Annotated in this window: 1 protein-coding gene; it reads left to right on the top strand. The window is 42.5% G+C overall.

The window, feature by feature from the left end; genetic code table 11:
* Positions 1-55 precede the first annotated feature (55 nt).
* Positions 56-2,675, top strand: a 2,620-nt coding sequence (locus IQ229_RS23235; protein ID WP_194047808.1) for a PAS domain-containing protein, incomplete at its 3' end; no start/stop codon positions are given.

Below are 2,675 nucleotides of genomic sequence, written 5' to 3'. Positions count from 1 at the left end.
AGCTTAGGGTATATACAGCCTCTGCAATGAGTATTGGTTATTCCAAGAACTTTTCATGCCCCATATTCATTATTCTCAGTTACTGCGTTATGGCATCGTTGTATTAATTGTCGCACTTGCACTAGGGCTAATGTTGATGCTAGACCCCTGGTTAAACATGAGTGGAACTCCTTTCCTGCTGTTTTTTAGCGCTGTAATGTTGAGTGCTTGGTATGGTGGTTTGAAGTTAGGGTTGTTAGCAACTTTTTTGTCTGCGTTACTGAGCAATTACTTCTTTCTCCTCCCAGCTTATGAGCTGAGTTTTGACTTATCTAATTCTGTGCGAATTGGGTTGTTTGCATTACAAGGATTACTCTTTAGTATCTTATGTGAAACATTAAAGACTGCGAAAAGACAAGCTGATAGAAATCTGCAACAGCTGAGAATTAGTGAAGAAAGATTTAAATTAGCATTAAGTAGTTCAGATATCGTGGTTTTTCAACAGGATCGTGATTTGCGATATCAATGGGTTCATAATCCTCAAGGTCTAGAAACTACTGAGGAAATATTAGGTAAGTCTGATGATGAATTTTTCTCAGCTATAGTCGCAGAGAAATTGAAGGCAATTAAGCTAAAAGTAATAGAGACTGGTGTTGCAACCCGTGAAGAAGTTTATCTGACAATTGGTGGAAAAGACCGTTATTACGATTTGCTAGTTGAACCACTAAGGGATTTAGATAATAGTATTCAGGGTATCACCTGTGCAGGTGTGAATATTACTGAGCGCAAGCAGGCAGAACTAGAAAAAGCTAGGTTGCAGCAAGAACTTCAGCAAGCTATTGGGCAAAAAGACGAATCTCTGGCATTAGTCGATGCTTGGCTTACTAGTTCACCAGTGGCGCTGGCTTTTCTTGATAGTGAACTTCGCTACGTTCATGCTAATGAAGCGTTGGCAGCTATTAACGGTGTACCGCAAACTCAACATATTGGTCGCACTTTTAAGGAAGTACTACCAGAATGGGCAGCGCAAATTGAGCCTATTTTTGAGCAAGTGATGAAGACTAGGCAGCCCTTACTCAACCAGGAAGTGAGCGGTGAAACCTATCCGCCTGGGGTATATCGTTATAGTCTTGTCAGCTATTATCCGGTTTGTTTGCCGGATGGGCAGTTGTTGGGAGTGGGCATTAGTTCAATTGATATTACTCAACTGAAACAAACTGAACAAGCATTACGGGAAAGCGAAGCTAAGTTTCGTAGTGTGGTTGATTCCAATATGATTGGTATTGGCTTCTGGAGTAAAGATGGGGGGATTACAGACGCTAACGATGCTTTGCTGAATATGGTGGGTTATACCCGTGAAGAATTAGTTTCTGGAAAAATTAACTGGCAAGACCTAACTCCTACAGAGTACGTGCAACTCGATAAGGAAGCAATAACTCAATTTCAAGACAGTTCTTTTTGCACGCCATATCAAAAAGAATATATCCGTAAAAACGGCTCACGTTTCCCGATTTTGATAGGTGGTAGCCATTTTGAAGGGACTGTAGATCGAGGAGCTTTTTTTATTCTCGATATTACAGAGCGCAAGCAGGCTGAGGAAAGACTCCGCTATATCGCCCAAATTAGTACTTTACTCTCTACTTTGCTAGATTATGAACAAACCTTAGAAGAGATCGCTAAAATCTCAGTTCCTCAGCTTGCTGATTGGTGTAGTGTCGATATTTTAAATGAAGATGGTTCCATTCGCCGCCTACCCATTGCTCATGCAGACCCATCAAAAGCAGAGTTGGCGCGTCAACTTCAGGAGTATGTGACAGATTACAAAGGTGCAAGTGCAATTACTAAAGTATTGCAAACCGGGCAAAGCGAATTAATCTCAGAGGTATCTGATTCGCTATTAGTGGCAAGTACTCAGAATCATGAACACTTAGAACTTGTTCGGCAATTGGGGATGAAGTCTGTGATGATTGTGCCGTTAATCGCAAAAGGGCGAGTACTCGGCACCATCAGTTTTGTCACCGCAGAATCAAACCGTTGCTACGATCGCACTGACCTAACTTTAGCAACAGATATTACCCATCGTGCTGCCTTAGCAGTGGAAAATGCCCAACTTTATCGAGACATCCGCCAGGCTTTAATCCATTATGCCGAATCTCTATCTCTCCTAGATGCGTTGCTCGGAGCGGCTCCTATTGCCATATGCTTTTTGGATCGGGAACTGCGATATATCCGCATTAATCAAGTTTTCGCTGACATTAACGGTTTAGCTATAGAAGAACATCTAGGACGCAAATTTAGGGAAGTGTTGCCAGCAATGGCGGCTGAGTTAGAGCCACAGTTACAGCGCGTGTTAGATACTGGAGAACCCCTGCTGAATATGGAAATCAGCGGTGAGACAAGGGAGCAACCCGAACGTTACGGTTACTGGCTGGGCAACTATTACCCAGTTCATAACGCAATGGGTGAAACGGTAGGAATTGGAATTATTTTGGCAGATGTTACCGCAGCAAAGCAAACAGAAGTTGCTTTGCGAGAAAGCGAAGAAAGGTTTCGGGCAATGTTCAATCAGGCAGCTGTCGGTATTACTCTCGTGGGGTTGGATGGAGGATTTCTGCAAATTAATCCTGCCCTATGCGAAATTACTGGCTATAGCCATGAAGAGTTAATTCAAATGAACTTTCAGGAAATTACCCACC

Source organism: Nostoc cf. edaphicum LEGE 07299, assembly GCF_015207245.1.
GTDB lineage: Bacteria > Cyanobacteriota > Cyanobacteriia > Cyanobacteriales > Nostocaceae > Nostoc > Nostoc edaphicum_B.
The sequence above is the reverse complement of the archived record's forward strand: the minus strand, read 5'-3'. Positions and strand labels throughout refer to the sequence as shown.